This is a genomic window from Massilia sp. TWR1-2-2 (assembly GCF_049897565.1).
Classification (GTDB): domain Bacteria; phylum Pseudomonadota; class Gammaproteobacteria; order Burkholderiales; family Burkholderiaceae_D; genus JAFCUW01.
In genome coordinates this window covers 1-18296 of the sequence record NZ_JAFCWM010000053.1, presented here as the reverse complement: position 1 = coordinate 18296, position 18296 = coordinate 1, and the positions used below count along the sequence as shown (strand labels likewise).

Annotated in this window: 17 protein-coding genes and 2 pseudogenes; 9 read left to right on the top strand and 10 right to left on the bottom strand. The window is 62.1% G+C overall.

All coding sequences use genetic code 11. The features are described 5' to 3' along the window. Window positions 1-195 precede the first annotated feature (195 nt). Window positions 196-1139: pseudogene (locus tag ACP7DD_RS25315) on the top strand (IS481 family transposase). Window positions 1140-1265: 126 nt separating this feature from the next. Continuing rightward, window positions 1266-2060 carry an HNH endonuclease gene (locus ACP7DD_RS25310; protein WP_426178015.1) on the top strand — a complete coding sequence of 265 codons (795 nt, stop codon included), beginning with the start codon at window positions 1266-1268 and terminating at the stop codon, window positions 2058-2060. Window positions 2061-2101: 41 nt separating this feature from the next. Here the strand turns inward: ACP7DD_RS25310 and ACP7DD_RS25305 are convergent, their stop codons facing one another. From ACP7DD_RS25305 to ACP7DD_RS25285, 5 genes are all read right to left on the bottom strand, one after another. After that, the gene (locus ACP7DD_RS25305) at window positions 2102-2509 is read right to left on the bottom strand and encodes an STY0301 family protein (protein WP_426178013.1); all 408 of its coding nucleotides are present in this window, start codon (window positions 2507-2509) and stop codon (window positions 2102-2104) included. Window positions 2510-2541: 32 nt separating this feature from the next. Next, a complete protein-coding gene (locus ACP7DD_RS25300; protein WP_426178011.1) occupies window positions 2542-2928 on the bottom strand; it encodes a BPSL0067 family protein in 387 nt (128 codons plus the stop codon). Between the two features lie 162 nt (window positions 2929-3090). Further along, complete coding sequence (locus ACP7DD_RS25295; RefSeq protein WP_426178008.1) at window positions 3091-3729, bottom strand: tetratricopeptide repeat protein; 639 nt, start codon at window positions 3727-3729, stop codon at window positions 3091-3093. Between the two features lie 393 nt (window positions 3730-4122). Then, complete coding sequence (locus ACP7DD_RS25290) at window positions 4123-5337, bottom strand: extracellular catalytic domain type 2 short-chain-length polyhydroxyalkanoate depolymerase (RefSeq protein WP_426178007.1); 1215 nt, start codon at window positions 5335-5337, stop codon at window positions 4123-4125. Between the two features lie 137 nt (window positions 5338-5474). Further along, entirely contained in the window at window positions 5475-7106 is a 1632-nt protein-coding gene (locus ACP7DD_RS25285) for an ATP-binding domain-containing protein (RefSeq protein ID WP_426178005.1), read from the bottom strand. Window positions 7107-7283: 177 nt separating this feature from the next. Between ACP7DD_RS25285 and ACP7DD_RS25280 the strand changes: the two genes are divergently transcribed. Then, window positions 7284-8273, top strand: coding sequence for a fatty acid desaturase family protein (locus ACP7DD_RS25280; protein WP_426178003.1), 990 nt, complete (start codon window positions 7284-7286; stop codon window positions 8271-8273). Window positions 8274-8284: 11 nt separating this feature from the next. Here the strand turns inward: ACP7DD_RS25280 and ACP7DD_RS25275 are convergent, their stop codons facing one another. Next, a complete protein-coding gene (locus tag ACP7DD_RS25275; protein ID WP_426178001.1) occupies window positions 8285-8704 on the bottom strand; it encodes a hypothetical protein in 420 nt (139 codons plus the stop codon). Window positions 8705-8971: 267 nt separating this feature from the next. Between ACP7DD_RS25275 and ACP7DD_RS25270 the strand changes: the two genes are divergently transcribed. Together ACP7DD_RS25270 and ACP7DD_RS25265 are read left to right on the top strand one after the other, a co-directional pair. Then, window positions 8972-10276, top strand: a complete 1305-nt coding sequence (locus tag ACP7DD_RS25270) for a cation:proton antiporter (RefSeq protein ID WP_426177999.1) — start codon at window positions 8972-8974, stop codon at window positions 10274-10276. 75 nt (window positions 10277-10351) lie between these two features. Further along, the gene (locus tag ACP7DD_RS25265; RefSeq protein ID WP_426177998.1) at window positions 10352-10795 is read left to right on the top strand and encodes a hypothetical protein; all 444 of its coding nucleotides are present in this window, start codon (window positions 10352-10354) and stop codon (window positions 10793-10795) included. Window positions 10796-10861: 66 nt separating this feature from the next. Here the strand turns inward: ACP7DD_RS25265 and ACP7DD_RS25260 are convergent. The 4 genes and pseudogenes from ACP7DD_RS25260 to nudC form a co-directional block, all read right to left on the bottom strand. Further along, window positions 10862-11137, bottom strand: a pseudogene (locus tag ACP7DD_RS25260) (transposase); the annotation flags it as partial. A gap of 51 nt (window positions 11138-11188) precedes the next feature. Continuing rightward, the gene (locus ACP7DD_RS25255) at window positions 11189-12565 is read right to left on the bottom strand and encodes a thioredoxin family protein (RefSeq protein WP_426177996.1); all 1377 of its coding nucleotides are present in this window, start codon (window positions 12563-12565) and stop codon (window positions 11189-11191) included. Between the two features lies 1 nt (window position 12566). Further along, window positions 12567-13133: a GTP cyclohydrolase I FolE gene (gene folE / locus ACP7DD_RS25250; protein WP_426177995.1), complete on the bottom strand. Its 567-nt coding sequence runs from the start codon at window positions 13131-13133 to the stop codon at window positions 12567-12569. Between the two features lie 182 nt (window positions 13134-13315). Then, window positions 13316-14134 (bottom strand): NAD(+) diphosphatase, encoded by an 819-nt coding sequence (gene nudC / locus ACP7DD_RS25245; RefSeq protein ID WP_426177994.1) that lies wholly within the window; start codon window positions 14132-14134, stop codon window positions 13316-13318. Window positions 14135-14284: 150 nt separating this feature from the next. Here nudC and ACP7DD_RS25240 point away from each other — a divergent pair, with 150 nt between their 5' ends. From ACP7DD_RS25240 to ACP7DD_RS25225, 4 genes are all read left to right on the top strand, one after another. Then, on the top strand, window positions 14285-15628 hold the full coding sequence (locus tag ACP7DD_RS25240; RefSeq protein ID WP_426177992.1) for a diguanylate cyclase domain-containing protein: 1344 nt from the start codon (window positions 14285-14287) through the stop codon (window positions 15626-15628). A 356-nt stretch (window positions 15629-15984) separates the two neighbouring features. Next, entirely contained in the window at window positions 15985-17154 is a 1170-nt protein-coding gene (locus ACP7DD_RS25235; protein WP_426177991.1) for a hypothetical protein, read from the top strand. A gap of 23 nt (window positions 17155-17177) precedes the next feature. Next, window positions 17178-17948, top strand: coding sequence for a CHAT domain-containing protein (locus tag ACP7DD_RS25230; RefSeq protein WP_426177990.1), 771 nt, complete (start codon window positions 17178-17180; stop codon window positions 17946-17948). 9 nt (window positions 17949-17957) lie between these two features. Beyond that, the gene (locus ACP7DD_RS25225) at window positions 17958-18191 is read left to right on the top strand and encodes a hypothetical protein (protein ID WP_426177988.1); all 234 of its coding nucleotides are present in this window, start codon (window positions 17958-17960) and stop codon (window positions 18189-18191) included. Window positions 18192-18296: the final 105 nt, after the last annotated feature.

Genomic DNA, 18296 nt, shown 5'->3' with positions numbered 1-18296 from the left:
CAGTAGAATCAAAAATTCACACTGCAGGCCGCGCTTCTAAATTGATGTCAAGTGTTTTTGTGTCTACGTTGAAAATAAACCATCTAACTGCACATTAAATGATAACTTGGGTGGATTGGTTCGTAGCTGGCCCCTCTTTAAGGCCAGGCACGTTTTGAGTACACTTCTTCATTCAACCGAATCGCGTCCGAGAACATCACCCAAGCCTTGCACAGCCTTGCTAGAACAACACACCTGATCCGCAAGGAAATTCGGGAATCTGACCTGTCCCAAAAGTGGAAGGAACGCGAAAGCGCGGAGGACCTGTCCCATCGCCCCGACACCTTGCGCACCACGCTCTCGCCCGCCCAGGAGGCGATCGTAGTAGAGCTGCGTACCACGTTGCTACTGCCTACCGACCTGCTTGCTGTTACTCGAGAGTTCATCAATCCTGACGTGTCCCGCGCCGGCTTGGGCCGTTGCCTGCGCCGCCATGGGGTCTCCAAGTTGACCGAACTGGCCGCTGAAGAGACCGACGAGCCAGCCAACAAGAAGACGTTCAAGGACTACGAGCCCGGCTTCATTCATATCGACATCAAGTACTTGCCGCAGATGCCGGACGATACGACGCGCCGATATTTGTTCGTTGCCATCGACAGGGCAACTCGTTGGGTCTTCATGGAAATATATTCCGATTAGACCGAGAGCAGCAGCGTCGACTTCTTGAGCAAGGTAAAAAATGCTTGCCCGGTCAAGATCATCAAGCTGCTGACCGACAACGGTAGTCAATTCACCGACGGCTTCACGAGCAAGAAGAAGGACCTCGACGGCAATCGGATACCGACAGGCAAGCAAGTATTCGACCGCCTCTGCAAACAATTCGAGATCGAGCACCGCCTGATTCCACCACGCCATCCCCAAACCAATGGCATGGTTGAACGCTTCCATGGCCCATATCGGAGATCGTCGAGCAGACCCGATTCGCCTCCGCAGCGGAGCTGGAATCGACTCTGCGAAGCTATCTGAAGATTTACAATAACAGCATTCCGCAACGCGCCTTGAAGCATTTGACCCCTATTCAAGCCATCAAGGAATGGCAGCAGAAGAAGCCGGAATTATACCTAAAACGCGTCTATAACCAGGCGGGCCTTTACAGTTAGCGACTACCATCTACGTGCATGGCAACTCAGTCGGTGACGATCTCGCCAATTGCATCTGTGCAATATAGTTGGAAAAACGCAAATTCAATGCTATCTTTTGTTCAATATCTTTGACAAGAGGCTTGCGTGAAATTTGAGGATTGGCTTACTGCTGAAGGCTTGTCGACTTCCACAATCAAAAAATACGTTGGGGCAATCGTCGGCCGCCTTTCCGAATGGGGAAAAGACGCTAGCACCACTTCGAAACCTCTTAGAGAAGTGACGGATCTCGACGAGTTCCGCGAGTTATCTGAGCTAATTGAAAAGACCGAGATATTTTCTGAGCGAAATATTCGTGGCAATCACATGTATGGTGCCGCATTAAACAACTATGAGCGATATCTAGAGCATCTGGCGAACGAGGCAGCGATTGTCGCCACTGTGGGCCCGTTCGCAGACGAATTGAATTTCATCGAACATACGGAAGCTGCGCTACCCCCCTTCCAACCCAACGATAAAGAGGATGCACGCAGACGGGTGCTTCAAAACGTTGTGCGCCGCCAGGGGCAGCCAAAATTTCGTGCAGGTCTTGTTGACGCATACAATGGCCGTTGTGCTATCACGCAATGCGCGGTTCTTGTCGCGCTTGAGGCTGCGCATGTTACGCCTTATCTCGGCCCAAAGACGAATTCGATCTGCAATGGCTTACTTCTTCGAGCAGACATTCACACCCTATGGGACCTAAAACTGATCGCAATAGATCCCAGCACAATGGCCGTACTAGTGAATCCCGCATTACAGGACGCGAATTACCAGGCGCTAGCGGGCTCGCCCTTATTTCAACCCGTCGCTGTAGCAGCACGTCCTTCCATGTCCGCACTAGAGTACCAGTGGCAGATATTTCAAACGCATTTAGAGTCATCCGAGAATGTCGACATGTAGGTTTTGCCGCTGACTTTCGAACCATGACCTTCAGTTTGCAATTATGTACACAAAATATTGATCTCCGAAGCTGAGGACATATTCTGAGTGATTGTGCATCGGGTGATGGTAGTATCGAGCCGCTTGTGCAGTGTGATCTCGTTGGCTTTTCCATAGCCGCACTTGATCCAGACGCCGTCTGGATTGGGGGGCCGCAGGTCGTAGACGTCCGTTCGAGCGGTCTTGCTGCGCGTTGTCGTGAACTCGGCAAGATCGGCTTGCATTTCTGGCGGCCCGCCTGTTGGAGCTGCGGAATTGAGCTTCATTGGGGCAGATTTGTGCGGCTTCCATCCGTCCGCCGTGGCTTGAAGTCGAATCGCCTTATCGGGCAACACCTTCGGACATTCGATCCGCTGAGGAGACGCGAATGCCTCCGAACAAATGGAGAGGATGCTGACGAACGAGATCATGAGGAGACCTGAACGATGTTGGGCAGTCATGGCTATTCGATCACGGAAAAAGCATCAGCGTTATCGCTAGGACGGACATACGTGCCGTCCTTGTTTTTGCCCAAGCGGTAGATGAATCTGGAGGAAATAGTTGACTTGTCCGAGCGGTTCCATTGGTCCATGATATACATTCCGTTGGAGACTTGGCCAAGATAGAAAGCGGCGTGATTGCCACGCGGTTTGGCGGGCCACTTCCCTTTTACGAAGGTCGCGATTGCGGTCCCAGGAGCGAGGGATCTGTCGCCCATTACGGAGCTGCCCTCGCGCCACAATGCTGTTGCCGGAGCCTTTGCGAAGCGGCGAATCAGCGAAACGCATTCGGAATTGTCAACCTTTGACTGTTTATCGAGCTTGCGGACCGCGTTGTACACGTATGGCATACGACCCTCCTGATCGGAAAAGGAAAGTCGTAGTTTGAGTTGGCCGCGCAAGGCCATTTTGTTCTATCGCAAGACAGGCGTTCTCATCCATCGCGGCGCGAAATCACGCGCCTCTTCGCTTCGATACTTCGGTGGTCTCACTGCTATTGCCGCGTGTGGTCTTTAGGTAGCAGTGCTCTCTCCGGCATCCTTCGCCGCCGCTTCCAGCACCTCAAAAATCTCGTTCACCTTCGCCTGCGCGATCGCGTTGCCGTGGTCCGCCGACATCGCATACAAGGTCAGCGCCTGCTCGAAGTTCTGCTCCACACCGATGCCGTGGAAGTACATCGATGCCAGGTTGCATTGCGCCACTGCGTTGCCTTGGGCGGCGGCGCGCTGAAACATCTCGGCCGCTTTCTCCACGTCCTGCGGCACGCCTTGGCCGCTGTCGTACATCACGCCCAAGTTGGTTTGCGCGGCTGCGTGGCCAAGGTCGGCGGCACGTGTGAACAGCGCCAGCGCCTGCTCGTTGTCCTGCTCCACGCCGCGGCCCTGGTCGTACATGAGGCCAAGGTTGTACTGCGCCATGGCGCTGCCGTTGTCGGCGGCCAGCCGGTACCAGCGCACGGCGTCGGCCAAGTCTGGCTCGAGACCTTCGCACATCACGCCGAGGTTGAATTGGGCGGTGGCGTTGTTTAGCTCGGCCAGGTCATGGTAGATCTGCAGGGCTGTGGCGGAATCGCCGGCCTCGACGGCGGCGACGGCGGCGTTCAGTTGGACGTCGACCGCGCTCGGTGCGGATTCGGGATTCGTTGTTTCCATCTTTACAGCTCCTGGTGGGAATTGGCGCGGGTTGCCGCAGCTCGTTGCAGATATTCTAGTCGGTATGCAAGCTTCCACGAAAACTTGCGTTGTTGCAATGAATGAATTGCAGTGTTGGGGGAATCGGTTTGAGGGGCTGCGGCGTTGTAGAGGGTGGGTGACGCAATTTCTCGTCCAGTGTCGATTTGGCCGTACGGGAGGGCACTGGTTTGATGATGTTTCAACTTTGATCACAGGTGGTCGGGATTCCCGCCTGCGCGGGAAAGACGGTTTTGAGGTTATGTGCAAGGATTGCACCTGTAGCGGTTTTGAACTGCGTTCCAACGATCAGCCCTGTGGCTTAGCTCAACGGCAAGGGCCTGATCCGATGGATCAGACCCGTGGCGCGCGCCGTTATGCGCAGCTGCCGTGGGCGTAGTAACCGGCCGATGTGCGGCGCACGTTGGTGTACGCATAGGTGGTGTAGTAGCCGAGGTACTGATTCGAATTGACGGCGTACGCCTGGCCGTCGCTGCCAACGTAGGCACGGCCGTAGTACACATGCCAGTAGTTGCTGTCGTACCAGCCGCTGCAGGTGAACGGCGCGGCGGCGTTGCCACTCACGACGCGGTCGATCATTGTCTTGATTGCCACCATCTGACCACCGCTCTTGGCCGGGAAGTTGACGTCGTCGTAGCCCCACCAGTCCCAGCAGCCGTTCGGGTTTGCCGCGGTCGTTGTCGCCTGCGGATACAGTACGATCATGTTGTTGGTGTCGGCCCAGCGGTTGTAGCCGGTGTTCTGGTTGTAGTTGACGCCGACCGTGGCAACGTTTTGCTTGCAGCCGTGGAGGGCGACGTGCAGCTTGCAGACCTGTCCGGCGGTGCAGTTCGCCGGCACATAGGCGTAGCCGCTGCTGGCCATGCCGTGCGTGGTCGGATTGGCGTTGCCCCAGAACGTGGCCTGATCGAAATTGATGAACGTGCCACCCAGCGTGCCGACGTTTTTCGCGTTCAGCGTGCCGTACAGCCACTTGAGCATGTCGCCGGCGGTGTCCAGGTTGCAGTTGTTGACGTAGGGGGTGGCATTGGTGCTGCAGCCGTTGCCGGAGAAGTCGGTCGGCATTGCATGTTCGGCGGCGATGTTGTTCTTGTAGGTGATGTTGGCGGGGGTGACGTAATTGGCGTACATCGTATTGAGGTCGTTCATGACCGGCTGCTTCACGGTCGAATCGAGCGTTCCGGAAAACAGATACACCTTCGAGCCGGCCATGTTGCTGGTGGGGTCGATGTAACCGTTGCCGGACCAGGTGTTGACGACCGATTGCAGATACGCCAGGTTGCGCGAGCCCGTGTCGGCCATGCACGGACCGGTGGCGATGGCGACGCTGCCTTGCGAGCAGTACATCGGGCCGCCGGCGACAATGCCGGCGCCTTTCTTGATGGTCTTCGAATAGGCGAAGTGCATCTGCGCGGCCATGTAGGCGCCGGACGACAGGCCCGACACCGAAACGTCGTTGACACTGACGTTGTACTTGGGTAGCACGACCACTGCGCCAAATGCGCTCGAACTGAGCAGGCAGGCAAGAATGGCGGATGCTGGTTTGGTTGATAAGCGCTGAAATGTCATTTTGTCCCCGATATGCGTATGCTTTTATAGGTCGGATGTGCTGCCTTGTTGCGAACCGGATTCGTCAACAGGGGCCAGCTCAGCATATGTCACGGGGTATCATTGTCAAGCGAGAATTAACGGGGGGAATGCCCTCCTTACATGCGCTCGAGCAGCTGGACGGCGGCGCGTTCGCTCAGCACAAGCACCAGCTTCAAGCGCGCGCGCGTCATGCCGACGAATAGCTTGCGAAACGTTAGCTCGTCGATCTCTTCGAAGTCGATTTCAGTGAAGATCACCGCCGGCGCGGACTGGCCCTTGAAGCGGTACACCGACTCGGCCAGCAAGCCGCCTTCGCGAAATACCGGATTGCCGAACAGGTCGTACTCGCCGGTGAACGACTTCAGCGTGTGCGCGTCGCCGAGCGTGTCCAACCCAAGCAGCGCCGATTTTTCGCGGCCGCGGAAGGACGCGATCGCAATGTCGTGGCGCGCAAAGCCGGCCGCCAGGCACAGCGTGATGGCGTGCTTGGTCTGCGCGATCATGGCGTCGGTATCGCCCTCGGCGTAGGCCAGCACTTCGATGTCGGCGCCTTCGAACGGGCTGGCCGCTTCCACCGGCTGGCGCGCCGAGCCGATCGCGGCAAGCATGTCGACGATCTGGCGCGGGCTGCGGTAGTTGGTGTGCGAGTGCAGCGTTACCCAGCCAGGCAGCGGCACCATGTCGCGCCCGTACAGGTTCTGGGTCGGGTCCTCCAGCCAGATGGCGCGCCCGCCGTCCTTCAGCATGCGCAGCAAAATGTCGCGCCACACGATCGAGAAGTCCTGGCCCTCGTCGACGATCAGCACGTCGTACTTCCACGTTTCGGGCAGGTCGGCCGTCGCGAGCACAGTCTCCATCTCGCTCCAGATGGCGCCCAGGCGGTAGTCGGGCGATTCGCCGCGCGCGCGCATGAAGGCGTCGCCGAGCATGTGGAAGGTGGCGACGCGACCGCCGGCCGGCACCAGGCGCTCGATGTGGTCGGCCAGCGGCCGGTTGTAGCAGACGTACAGCGGGCGCAGGCCGGCATCGATGGCGGCGCCGTATTCGGCCAGCGCCAGCTGGGTCTTGCCGCTGCCGGCGGTGCCGACCACGCGCAGCCGGTACGGCGCAAACTCGAGCCGGCGCGCCCACGTCGCCAGCCCGCCGGACAGGCGCGTCACCATCTGCTGGGCACTGCCGATCATGGCGCTGGGGTCGGGCCGCAAACTGAGGGTGTCGCCGAGGAAGCGGGCGACTTTTTCGAACTGGTCGTCGGGCGCGGTGATCGGCAGCGTTTCGCGGATGACGTCGGCCAGGCGGTGCTTGTCGTCGGCGTCGATGATGTGGCGCGGGTCGATGCCGGCCAGGTGCGGGTCGCGCACGTGGTAGTCGGGGCAGTACAGCAGGTAGTCGATCGACAGGGGGGAGTCGCCGAAGCGGCGCGTCAGCCCGTCGATGGCGCGCAGGATCTGGTTGCGCACGTTGCGCGCCTTGCCGTGGTAGCTCTTGACCAGGCCTTCCGGCGTCTCGGTCAGAAAGCCGGACTTCTGCTCGATCAGCAGGATGCGCCCGTTCGGCGCGACGACGATGAAGTCGATCTCGCCATAGGCGGAGAAGCCCTTTTCCACATTGGTCCAGTGCACGCCGTGGTAGATACTGTACGGCGTGTCGGCCAGGCTGGCCTCGAGGTAGGCGAGGGTCTCGATTTCTCGCGCGGCGGCGCCGGTAACGGACATTTCGCGCCAGCCTGCGGGATGAAGGTGGGCCATGGATTCGTAAGCATCGAAACTGAAAACACCATTGTATGCCGCCTGCCGGATTGATAACAATTCATTAAGCAGCCGCGGAAAAGCGCCTCTTCTTGGCGGTTTGATCGGCGCTGCGGCGCAATATCATTTGCACAATCCATCTTTGTCTGTCAGTGCGCTTTATCCAGGAATGAAACGATGAAAACGAATGCCTTGTATTACCCTCCCGGCGCAGCGGAAAGCGCGAGCGGCCCGCTGCGCCCGGCGGTGCTGGCCGATGCGAGCGCGCTGTCGTCGGCCGCCAAGCGCGAGATCATGGCGATGTCCGGTGCGCGCCCTGCCCGCTTCGCCGCGGAACTGGCACTGACCTGGCTGTCGATCGCCGCGCTGATCGGGATCGGCGTGTATTTCAATCATCTGGCGGTGACGCTGGTGTGCGCATTCTTGATCAGCACGCGGCAGATGGTGCTGGCGCTGCTGCTGCACGAGCAGGTGCACCGCCTGGGCCTGCGCAGCAAATACGCCGACTGGATCATCAACGTGTTCGCGGTGTATCCGCTGTTCGTCACCACGGTGGAAGATTATGCGAAGGTGCACCTGTCGCACCACAAGTACTGCTTCACCAAGGACGATCCGGACTTTATCCGCAAGGCCGGCGCCGAATGGACGTTTCCGATGAAGCCGCGCCAGCTGCTGGGCATCGTGCTGCGCGACGTGACGGGATTGAACGTGATCCGCCTGATCCGCGGCAAGAAGGCGCACGGCACGGCCGAGTTCACGCGCCGCAATCCGACGCCGAAGTGGGTGCGCATCGCGTTCTTTGCCACGCTCGCCGCGGTGCTGACGCTCGTTGGCGGCTGGACGGCTTTCCTGATTTACTGGGTGCTGCCGATCGTGACCGTGACGCAGGTGCTGGTGCGCTGGATCGCCGTGGCCGAGCATGAGTACAACATCGAAGATGGCTCGATCCACGAGACGACGCCATTGCTGCAGCCGAACTGGTGGCAGCGGATCGTGTTCCCGGATCTGAATTTCGGCCTGCACGTGTATCACCACATGCATCCTGGCGTGTCGTTCGGGAATCTGCCGAAGGTGCACGCGATTTACAGGCGCGAGGGGCTGGTCGACGACAGCGCGATCTTTTATGGCCAGGGCGCGTATTTGAAGTACCTGGTGTCGGCGAAGTAAGCGAAATTTGCTTAAGCGAATACCCTGGCCCGCAGGTTGTTGCGGCTGGCCTTCAGCTTCTGGTCATACACGCCCGGCCAGCGCTGCAGCGTGGCCGGCAGCCACTTGCGGTCGAGCTTGTTTTTCTTGGCGGTAAACAGCACGTCGGCCAGCGACGTGCCGGCCGACGCGGCACTCGCCACGGCCAGGCTGCCGATCACGGCGCCGGCATAGTACGCGGCGCTGCAAGCGGCAATTCCCGATAGTCCCTCAAGCCTCGTGCCAGCGCCGATGATGTCGCCGATCGTGGCAGCCTTGCCCAACTTGTCGATCTGGCCGAGTAGCGTGGCGATGCTGCCGACCGCCGCCTGGAAGGTGCCGAACAGCACCTGCGGGGCGGGCAAGCCAACACCGTCCATGTTTTGCCGGAAGCTCTGGTAGAAGTCGGACATGGCGTGATTCCTCTGCGATAAGTTTACTGCGAGCACAAAACTAAACACTCGGGCATCGAACGAAAGTTGTTTTGCGGTGGGTCTGACAATCGGATTAATTTAGGGGCGGAGGCTGCGCGGGTTGAACAATATCAATTCCTCAGCAGGGGTTCCCGCCTGCGCGGGAACGACGTTTCGAAGTTAGTGGCCGTGCCAGGCGTCAACCGCGCGGTTAGCAAAACGCATTAATTGTAGAATCGACATTCGCACGGAATCCCCAAGGCCGCAATGACGACTACCCACTGGTTCATCCTGATCGGCATGCTGATGCTCGCGCGCGGCCTGGCGGCGACCACCATCTCGCGCTTGCCGGTCACCTCGGCCATCGTCTACCTGGTGGCCGGCATCATTCTCGGTCCGATGGTGCTCGGCATTTTCACGTTCGATGCGATCAAGCAGTCGCATGTGCTGGAGGTGGCCGCCGAAATCGCGGTGCTGATCTCGCTGTTCTCGGCCGGCGTCAAGATGCCGGTGCCAATGACCTTCAAGCGCTGGGGGCCGTCGATCCGCCTGGCATGGCTGTCGATGTCGATCACGGTCGGCCTGGTGGCGGCGTTCTGCTACTACGTGCTGAACATGCCGCTGGGCGCCGGCGTGCTGCTCGGCGCGATCCTGGCGCCGACCGATCCGGTGCTGGCCACCGACGTCCAGGTGCGCCACGCCGGCGACTACGACAAGCTGCGCTTCACGCTGACGTCAGAAGCGGGCATGAACGACGGCTCGGCGTTTCCGTTCGTGATGCTCGGCCTGGGCCTGCTGGCCGCCGGCGACCTCGGCAGCGACTTCGTGTGGAAATGGGCGGTCATCGACGTCGTCTGGGCCACCCTCGGCGCGGTGGCGATCGGCTGGGCCGGCGGCGCCATGCTCGGCAACCTGGGCTGGGCGCTGCGCAACAAGGATCCGAAGCACGACGTGCTCGACGACCTGGTCGGCCTCGGCCTGATCGCGGTCGTCTACGGCGTCTGCGTGCTGTGCAAGACGTGGGGTTTCCTGGCGGTGTTTTTCGCCGGCGTGGCGCTGCGCCAGACCGAACTGCTGCTGGTGGGCGCGCACAAGAACCGCCAGGGCCTGCTGGTGCCGGACGATCCGAAGGCCGATCCGGCCAACGACGAGGTGCCGGACACGCCGCCGCCGCTGACGGTCAGCGCCGAATCGCTGGTGTTCAAGGAACACCTCGAGCGCTTGTCGGAGCTGACCCTGGTGCTGCTGATCGGCGGCATGCTGACCTTGCAGGACTGGAACTGGCGCACCTGCGGCACGGCGCTGTTCCTGTTCGTGGTGGCGCGCCCGCTGAGCGTGATGCTGGGCCTGATGGGCAGCGACACGACGATGCGCGTGCGCCTGATCATCGGCTGGTTCGGCGTGCGCGGCATCGGCTCGATCTACTACCTGATGTACGCGATCAACCACGGCTTGCCGGCAACGCTGACGCGCGACCTGATCCAGATCACCGCGATCGTGATCGCGCTGTCGATCATCGTGCACGGCACCAGCGTCAAGCCCTTGATGGACAAGTTCTGGCCGAAGAAGTAGGCGGTTGCGCTATTCGCAACAGGCAATCTATACTGCGTGGGGAAATTTCACCGATAACGCACCGACGGGCACGCCATGAAACGCATCCTTTTTCTCGTACTGACGCCGCTGCTGCTGGCGGGCTGCGTCAGGTCGTCGGCCAGTTATTACATCGACGGCCCGGCCCACTCGCTGTCGGTGCGCGCCGAGCAGGAGTATTTCTGGAATAGCGACGTGGTGGTCAAGCTGGTGGCGGCGCATCTGCCCGACTGCCAGCGCCAGTTCCCGATGATGACGCTGCCGCTGGCCGCGGTCAAAGTCGAGCTGTACGGGGCCGGCGACAATGTCTACTCGGTACGCGTCGGCAAGCAGGTGATGCGCATCGAGACGGGCGGCTGCACGCGGCTGACCGAGCCGACCACCGAGGAACTGGGCCAGCGGCTCGGCGCATTCAAGCTCGACGCGGAGAAGAAGCTGGTGTTCGAGCAGGATGCGAATGCGCGGCCGGCGCCGCCAGCGGCGCCAGCGTCGGCGCGGTAATCACACGTCAGACTCACGCGTCGCGCTGCCCACCCGCTTGCGCAGCTGCTCGATCGCGGCGCCGCGCCCGGCCAGTTCCAGCGCGCGCTCGAGCAGGTTCGGCTCGTCGCCACGCGTCAGCGTCCACTGGGTGAAGTACTCGTGCACCGTGCGCCACGGCGGAAACACCGGTGGCAGGCTGCGCCACGCGGCGCCGCTGTCGAGGAAGTACAGCACCGCGCAGAACACGTCGTACAGATCGTGCTTGCGGGGACGCGTCTTGCGCCGCGCCGCTTCCAGCATCGGGCGCACCTTCTCGAAATCTTCTCGCGAAATATCGCTGGGGAATTCAGGCCTGGACATCTTCGCCCCCCAAATCTCGTTGGAGGGTTCAGATGTGGAACAGGTTCCCCACTATGCGTTCAAAAGCAGCTGCCGCAGCGCCGCCAGCAGGGCCGACGCCTGCGCGCCGGCGTCCTCGACCGTTGACAGCGCCTTCACCACGCGCGCCGCCTGCGTGCGGTTGCGCTGAAACGCCGCGTCCGGCAGCGCGGCGAATTCGGCCGCCAGCTCGGCCGCGCAGCGCTCGATGCGCGCGCCGTCCTGCGGCGCCAGGTCGAGCAGCGCCAGCAGATACGTCGCGCCCCACTGCAGCCGCGTCGCGCCGCCAACGGCATCGGCCCACGCCTGCTCGTAACAATGCAGCGCGGCCGCCGGCTCGCCGCGCCGCTTGGCCAGCGCGGCCAGGCTATGCAGCAAAAAATACGGCGCCTGCGACTGCGCCAGCTCGGCGCGCAGCAGCTGCTGCGCTTCATCGATCAGGCCGGCGTCCGCCAGCACGCCGGCGCCGGTGACGACGACGGTGTGGCGCAGCGCCGGCGCCTGCACCTGCGCAATCACTTCCGCCACGCGCGCGCTGGCCAGCGCCAGCAGCTGCGGCTCGGCAGCGCCAAGGCGGCTCAGGCGCACGCGCGTGCGCAGCGCGTTGAGGCGGTCGCCAATGTTGAGGGTATCGTCTTCTTCCAGGCTCACCAGCGCGCCCGACCACGAGGCGATCAGCTGCTGGCGCGCGCCGCTGCCGGGCGCGGTCAGGAAGCGCACCAGGTCGAGCGCGTAGCCGATCACGATGTCGAGCTGCTGGCACACCGCATGGTTGTCGCACAGCGTCGCTTCGAGGCGACGGATGGCGGCGCCCTGGTCGAGGCCTGTCTCGCCCGCCATCGCCGCCGCATGCAGTCCGAGCCATTCGAGCCGCACGACCGCGTCGGCCAGCGTGCAGGCGCGCGTGAGGCTGGCAACGATGGCGGCGAAGTCGAGGTTCTTGAGCAGCTGGCGCTCGTCGGTGTCCCACGAATAGAAACTGAGCAGGCGCCATTCGTCGTCCGACAGCGCGCGCTCGCGCGACAGCGCCACGCTGAGCGACTCGGCGGCGGTGAAGCGCGCGTTCAGCGCCAGCTCGAGAATGTGGACGAAGCGCTTGCCGTCGAGCTCGCACGGCAGGCGCGTCACTTCGGCGCCGTCGGGACGGAACACCACCAGCGTCGGATAGCTGCGCAGCTTGAACTGGGCGGCCAGGCGCTGGGCGCCAACGCCGTCGCCGTCGATATCGAGGGCGACGAACGAATCGGCCAGCTCAATAAAGTCGGGCCGGTTGAATACCACCGACTTGATGCGGTTGCACGGCGGGCACCAGGCGGCGCCCCAGTACAGCAGCAGCGGCTTGCCGGCCGCGCGCGCCTGCGCGAACGCGGCCGGCGGATCGCGTTGCCAGTCGATCGCGCCGGCGGCCATGCTAGTCGCGCGCCAGCGCCAGAAATTCGGTGCGCAAACCCAGGTTCGGCTGCAGTTCGCCGAGCATGGCCGAGGTGATCGTCTCTTCGCCCGGCGTGCGGATGCCGCGGCTTTCCATGCACAGGTGGCGGCACTTGATGACCACGCCAACGGCCTTCGGCTCGAGCACCTCCATCAGCGCGTTGGCGATCTGGATCGTCATCCGTTCCTGCACCTGCAATCGCTTGGCGAAGCAGTCGACCAGCCGGGTCAGCTTGGACAGGCCGACGATCTTGCCGTTCGGCAGATAGCCGATGGTGGCCTTGCCGAAGAACGGCGCCAGGTGGTGCTCGCAATGGCTGTAGACGGGAATGCCGCGCACCACGATCAGCTCGTTGTACTGCTCGGCGCCGTCCTCGAATGCCTTGAGCAGCGTCACCGGGTCCTGCGCGTAGCCGGAGGTCCAGTGCTTCCACGCCTTCGACACGCGCGCCGGCGTCTCGGCCAGGCCCGGGCGGTCCGGGTCTTCGCCGAAGCTGCTCAGCAGCCGGCGCCAGTCATTTTCCGAGAAGGCATCTTGGTGGGACATAGGTCGAACCCTAATTTTAACGATTGCCGACAGTATATAGAAAATGCGGATGGCCGACCTGCCGCGGCCGCCGCATTTCCAGCAAGAAATTGAACGCCAGCGCAGGCCGCGCCCAATGCGCTGCAATGCGCCGGGGTCAGACCTGGATCGCACCGGGGTCAGACCTAGGTCTGACCCCGGTGCTACTGCGGCGGGCGGTGCGCGTCGATCAGCATGCTCGACACCGACACGTGGGCTATCCGCTCGGGCCAGGCGTCGCCAGGGCCAAACCAGCGCGCTTCGGCAATCTCGATGCCGTCGACGCGGATCTCGCCGTCGAGGTAGTCGGCGGTAAACGCCAGCATCAGCGAATGCGGGAACGGCCACGACTGGCTCGAAAAATACTGCAGGTTGTGCACGCGCAGGCCGACTTCCTCGAACACTTCGCGGTGCACCGCCTCCTCGACCGATTCGCCCGCTTCGAGAAAGCCCGCCAGCGGACTGAAGCGCTTGGTCGGCGACGCGCTGTGCAGCGCCAGCAGCACCGCGTCGCCCTTGCGGATCAGCACCATCATGGCCGGCGAGATGCGCGGATAGGCCAGGTGGCCGCAGCGGCTGCACTTGAAGCAGCGCTCGCCCGCGGCGAGCTGCATCGCGCTGGCGCAGGCGCCGCAGAAACGGTGCGTGCGCGCCCACTCGGCCAGCTGGGAGGCGCGCCCGGCCAGCCCCAGCAGGTCTTCATCCATCGCGCCGAACAGCGAACGCAGGCCGCGCCAGGCGTAGCCGTCGGCTGGCGCCTCGTCGCGCTCGACCCAGCCGGCCTGGCAGTAGCGGCCATCGAGCAGGCCGAGCGGATGGAGCTGGTGCGCGCCCAGTTCGAGCCGCGCCAGCGCGGCCGGGTCCGGCAGCGACAGATCGTCCTCGCGCACCAGCAGCCGGCCCTGGAAGAACAGGAACGTCAGCGGCTCGGCGTGGTCTTGCGGCGCCATCAGCGGCACGAAGGAAGCAGGTGTTCTGAGCATGGCGGCAATCGGCACGTGGGCAGGAAGGGATGCCGGCAATCATACCGGGTTTCGCCATCCCTGGCGTGCCGGCGCCGATGCAAACAGGAACATCGGCGCGGCTTTGTGGTCCAAGCAATTTTACTAAAAAGCCCCGGATTGCCAGCCGCCATGAGACTACCGGACTTTATTCGTGCCAATGTTGACCCCGTCCTCGATGAGTGGGAGAGGTTCGCCAAGGCGTGTCCGAACACGAAAGACCTGGACCAGCGGTCGCTGCGCGACCATGCGCGCGGCATCCTGTTTGCCATCGCCGACGACGTCGAATGCGCGCACAGTCCCGACCAGCGGGACGCGAAGTCGAAAGGCCTCGCGCCGGCGGCATCGGCCGAGACCGAAGCCCAGTTGCATGGCCTGGCACGCTTTGCCGAAGGCTTCGACGTCAACCAATCGGTCGCCGGATTCCGCGCCCTGCGCGCCAGCGTGCTGCGCCTGTCCGTCGACGCGCTCGCGCTGCCGTCGGTCACCGCCGACGACAGCACGCGCATTAATGAAGCGATCGACCAGGCGCTTGCCGAATCGCTGGCGCGCTTCGTCGACATGAAGGAACGGCGCAACCGGCTGTTCGAGGCGCTGCTGTCGAGTTCGCCCGACCTGAACTACGTCCTGGAAACGAGCGGCGCCATCATCTACGCCAACAAGGCGTTCAGCGAAATATTCCAGAAGCCCCCCGCCGAACTGGTCGGCAACGACTTCCGGTCGCTGTGCCGGCCGTTCGTGCGCGACATCGAGCGCCAGCTGAAAGGCGTTGTGGCCACCAGCAAGACTCACCGCGGCGAAATGTACACCAAGCTCGACGGCGGCGAAGAGCGGGTGTACGAATATCTGCTGGTGCCGGTGTTCAATCCGGCCAGCGTGTGCGAGGCGGTGGCCGGCAGCGCGCGCGACATCACCGAGCGCAAGGCGTCCGAGGAGCGCATCCGGCGCAGCGCCAACCACGACTTCCTCACCGGCCTGCCCAACCGCAGCCTGTTTCGCGAGCGGCTCGACCATGAAATCAAGCACTCGACGCGCACCGGGTTGCCGCTGGGGCTGATGTTCATCGACCTCGACCTGTTCAAGGACGTCAACGACCGGCTCGGCCACGCCGCCGGCGACCAGATGCTGCAGGAGGTAGCGCGCCGCATCAGCAACTGCGTGCGCGACACCGACACCGTGGCGCGCCTGGGCGGCGACGAATTCACCGTCATCCTGACCGACGTCACGCTGCCGGACCACATCGAAACGATCGCCGCCGAGATCCTCGACGAGCTGCGCCGCCCGTTCGAGCTGGCCGCCGGCGAAGCGACGATATCGTGCAGCATCGGCATCACCGTCTATCCGGGCGACGCCACTACCCCGGACGAACTGGTGCGCAACGCCGACGAGGCGATGTACGCGTCGAAGAATGCCGGGCGCAACGGCTACCAGTTCTTTACGGTGGCGATGCGCGGCTTCGGCAGTGCCGTAAATTAAGCCGGGCGTTGCACGCCAACGCCACTGGCATCTTCCACCGCTACCTAAATACTTGCGCCATCGACAGAGCCGGCGTCGAGAATGGCATCGCGTGTCAAGCATTCGGATGGGCTGTGCGCCTTCGCGGGCGTAGCGTCTAACATTTGCCCGGACCACACGAACTCACGCAGGCTTGGCGATACATCCATTTCCGGCCTTGTGTTGTAAAATCATCAATTTTGAAATTGTGTTTCCGATAATATATTTGTTGTGGTTAAATGCGTAAGCGCGCTCGGATTTGCGTCACGGATCAAGGCAGCCGCGGGTTAATACCAAAAATGTGGGTGATCTTGTAACCGACCGCATCAGGGAGTTCCATGTTCAATAGATCATTGGCGTTGCTTGCCAGCCGGGTTATTGTTTGTTTCGTCATTACCGCATGCACCGCACCCGTCATAAAGTATGTCCCTCCTCCTGTGGCCGAGCCGATGGTCGAACCGGTCGCGCCAGTGCCGGTGCTGCCCCCACCCCCGGCACCGGTGGTCATCAGCGAGCCGGTTCCCGCGCCTGCCGGTGCCGACATTCCCATCAGCCATTCGCTGCCGGTTGTATATAACGCCAGTATCAAGCCGCAACTTCCGCGCGATGCCGACGCCCCGGAGCGCTCCGTCCTGCAAGCCGGCGAGCCCGCTATGTTACAGCTGTACATCGGCCCAATGCGCTTGGGCGCCACCCAGCCACCGGTGCCGGTAAACATCATCATTGCGCGCAGTACGGTGGATGTACCGCTCAGTGTCGTACTGGTGTGTTCGTTTTGCGAGGGCCATGGCGACGCATTGCGACGCATGACTTATCGGATCGCCGAGCGGCGGTCGGATGAAGTCGCCTTCCAGCTCACGCCCAAGCGACGAGCTGATGGCGCCGCCTACACCGAGACGCTCCAGATCACCATCATGAATGATCGCACCGGAGTCGAATATGATCGCCTCTTGGTGCCGGTGGAAGTCAACAGCGCTGGCGCGCGGACCGGCGACAGTCCGGACGGCCAGGTGCAACTGAGGTCGGCGTCCAGCTTCGTCCAGCCCGATTGGCAAGCCGACGTCGTGCTATACGCGATGGAGACCTCGGATCGCAATGTCTCTATCTCGATCCAACCCGTCAGCGTGGCGATGACAAGATTGCTGGCGCCGCTGGCGCTCGAGAGAAATGGCGACCGAAAAGTATTTCGTAGCGGTGTCGACGACTCCGCGCTTGTGTCGGCGATGACCACGTCCGCCTACGGCGCTGTCTCGGCCATCGGCACACAAAACGAGCTGCTCAAGCGCATTAGTGCCACGGGCGCCAACGCCTACGTATCCGAGGAGTCACGCAACTCGCTCAAGCTAAGCGCCTATGAGGCTAACAACGTGACGGAGATACTGGCCGCGAACGGCCAGCGGCTGTACCGCCACCTGTTCTATGACAGCGCCGATGAAGATCTTGGCAAACTGATCGCGGCACTGGAGGAAGCGGAGCCAGTGCGCCGAGGGACAGGCCTCTACGACTAGTCGTGGTTACCGATAAGCTATCGTTGCCCTGGCAGTACCTGCACCCGGTCGGCGAGGTGGTAGACGCAACCAAATTCTGGGGCGTGCAGTTCAGCATCAGCGTAAACAGAGCAAACAATCGCGCCAGCGACAAACCGGTCTTGGCGGGTGCCAATCCGCCGCCAAAACTCCTGTTCGCCCGTTATGGCCGAGCCAACGACGCCAGTGTGATTCCTGCCGGCGAACAGGTCGTCAGCCTGCTGGCGCTGCCTCTGGCCGAAGAGGACCTGCTCAGGGTCGACAGTGGCAAGAACCTGCTGAAACAGCTGCGTGATCAGCGCAGCTCGATCGACGCTGTCATCACTTTCCTGCACGCTTCTGCGGGCGAACCCGGCATGCCGCCCCACCTCAAGTTCAACGATGGCGATATCGTCACCAGCGACAGTCTCGAAAACCTCTTGAACACGCTTAAGCCCGCGGACCAGCGAAAGGTGCGCTATCTGGCACGCGCCCCGCTGGTTATCCTCAACGCATGTGAGACGGGACCGGCACGCAACCTGGCGCATGTCAATCTAGAGAACGCCATGTTCCAACTAGGCGCGCGCGGGGTAGTTGTCACGGAGGTCTCGGTTTGGGTCAGCCTCGGCCATGCAGTAGCCACCAAGCTGATCGCACGACTTGGAAAAGGCGAGCCAGTGAGCGATGCGCTGACCATGGTCAGAAGGGAACTGCTCGAAAGCGGCCAAAATCCGCTAGGCTTGCTTTACGCCTATTACGGCGACCCGGCAGCGACCCTCCGACGTCCTCCACAATAAGGAAGCCAAATGCATACGGATTCGGGCCGCCGCGCCTTCATTGCCGCCTTGCTCGCCACAATGGCCCCGGTACGCGCGGCGCAAGCGCCGCTGTGCACCGGCGACGCGTCGATTTCGAACTTGCAGGCACCGCTGACCATCGATACGCACGCCCATTTCTTCAACGGCAGCGACCTGCAGATCCGGCAATTTCTGTTGCAAACCCGACCGGGGTCGGAACTCAATCCTTTAGCAGGCTGTTGAAAAATCCCGCCGCCCTGTCAACGGGACGGCGGGGGTATACGTTGTGTAATGAGAACAACTTTCCCCTTCGAAACTATGCGCAAGACCGACGTCACCCAGCACGCC

What these genes read in the sequence shown, in the direction of transcription:
- ACP7DD_RS25305 (WP_426178013.1), bottom strand. Translation starts at nt 2,509, where the DNA reads ATGATCTCGTTCGTCAGCATCCTCTCCATTTGTTCGGAGGCATTCGCG.
- ACP7DD_RS25300 (WP_426178011.1), bottom strand. Translation starts at nt 2,928, where the DNA reads ATGCCATACGTGTACAACGCGGTCCGCAAGCTCGATAAACAGTCAAAG.
- ACP7DD_RS25295 (WP_426178008.1), bottom strand. Translation starts at nt 3,729, where the DNA reads ATGGAAACAACGAATCCCGAATCCGCACCGAGCGCGGTCGACGTCCAA.
- ACP7DD_RS25290 (WP_426178007.1), bottom strand. Translation starts at nt 5,337, where the DNA reads ATGACATTTCAGCGCTTATCAACCAAACCAGCATCCGCCATTCTTGCC.
- ACP7DD_RS25285 (WP_426178005.1), bottom strand. Translation starts at nt 7,106, where the DNA reads ATGGCCCACCTTCATCCCGCAGGCTGGCGCGAAATGTCCGTTACCGGC.
- ACP7DD_RS25280 (WP_426178003.1), top strand. Translation starts at nt 7,284, where the DNA reads ATGAAAACGAATGCCTTGTATTACCCTCCCGGCGCAGCGGAAAGCGCG.
- ACP7DD_RS25275 (WP_426178001.1), bottom strand. Translation starts at nt 8,704, where the DNA reads ATGTCCGACTTCTACCAGAGCTTCCGGCAAAACATGGACGGTGTTGGC.
- ACP7DD_RS25270 (WP_426177999.1), top strand. Translation starts at nt 8,972, where the DNA reads ATGACGACTACCCACTGGTTCATCCTGATCGGCATGCTGATGCTCGCG.
- ACP7DD_RS25265 (WP_426177998.1), top strand. Translation starts at nt 10,352, where the DNA reads ATGAAACGCATCCTTTTTCTCGTACTGACGCCGCTGCTGCTGGCGGGC.
- ACP7DD_RS25255 (WP_426177996.1), bottom strand. Translation starts at nt 12,565, where the DNA reads ATGGCCGCCGGCGCGATCGACTGGCAACGCGATCCGCCGGCCGCGTTC.
- folE (WP_426177995.1), bottom strand. Translation starts at nt 13,133, where the DNA reads ATGTCCCACCAAGATGCCTTCTCGGAAAATGACTGGCGCCGGCTGCTG.
- nudC (WP_426177994.1), bottom strand. Translation starts at nt 14,134, where the DNA reads ATGCTCAGAACACCTGCTTCCTTCGTGCCGCTGATGGCGCCGCAAGAC.
- ACP7DD_RS25240 (WP_426177992.1), top strand. Translation starts at nt 14,285, where the DNA reads ATGAGACTACCGGACTTTATTCGTGCCAATGTTGACCCCGTCCTCGAT.
- ACP7DD_RS25235 (WP_426177991.1), top strand. Translation starts at nt 15,985, where the DNA reads ATGTTCAATAGATCATTGGCGTTGCTTGCCAGCCGGGTTATTGTTTGT.
- ACP7DD_RS25225 (WP_426177988.1), top strand. Translation starts at nt 17,958, where the DNA reads ATGCATACGGATTCGGGCCGCCGCGCCTTCATTGCCGCCTTGCTCGCC.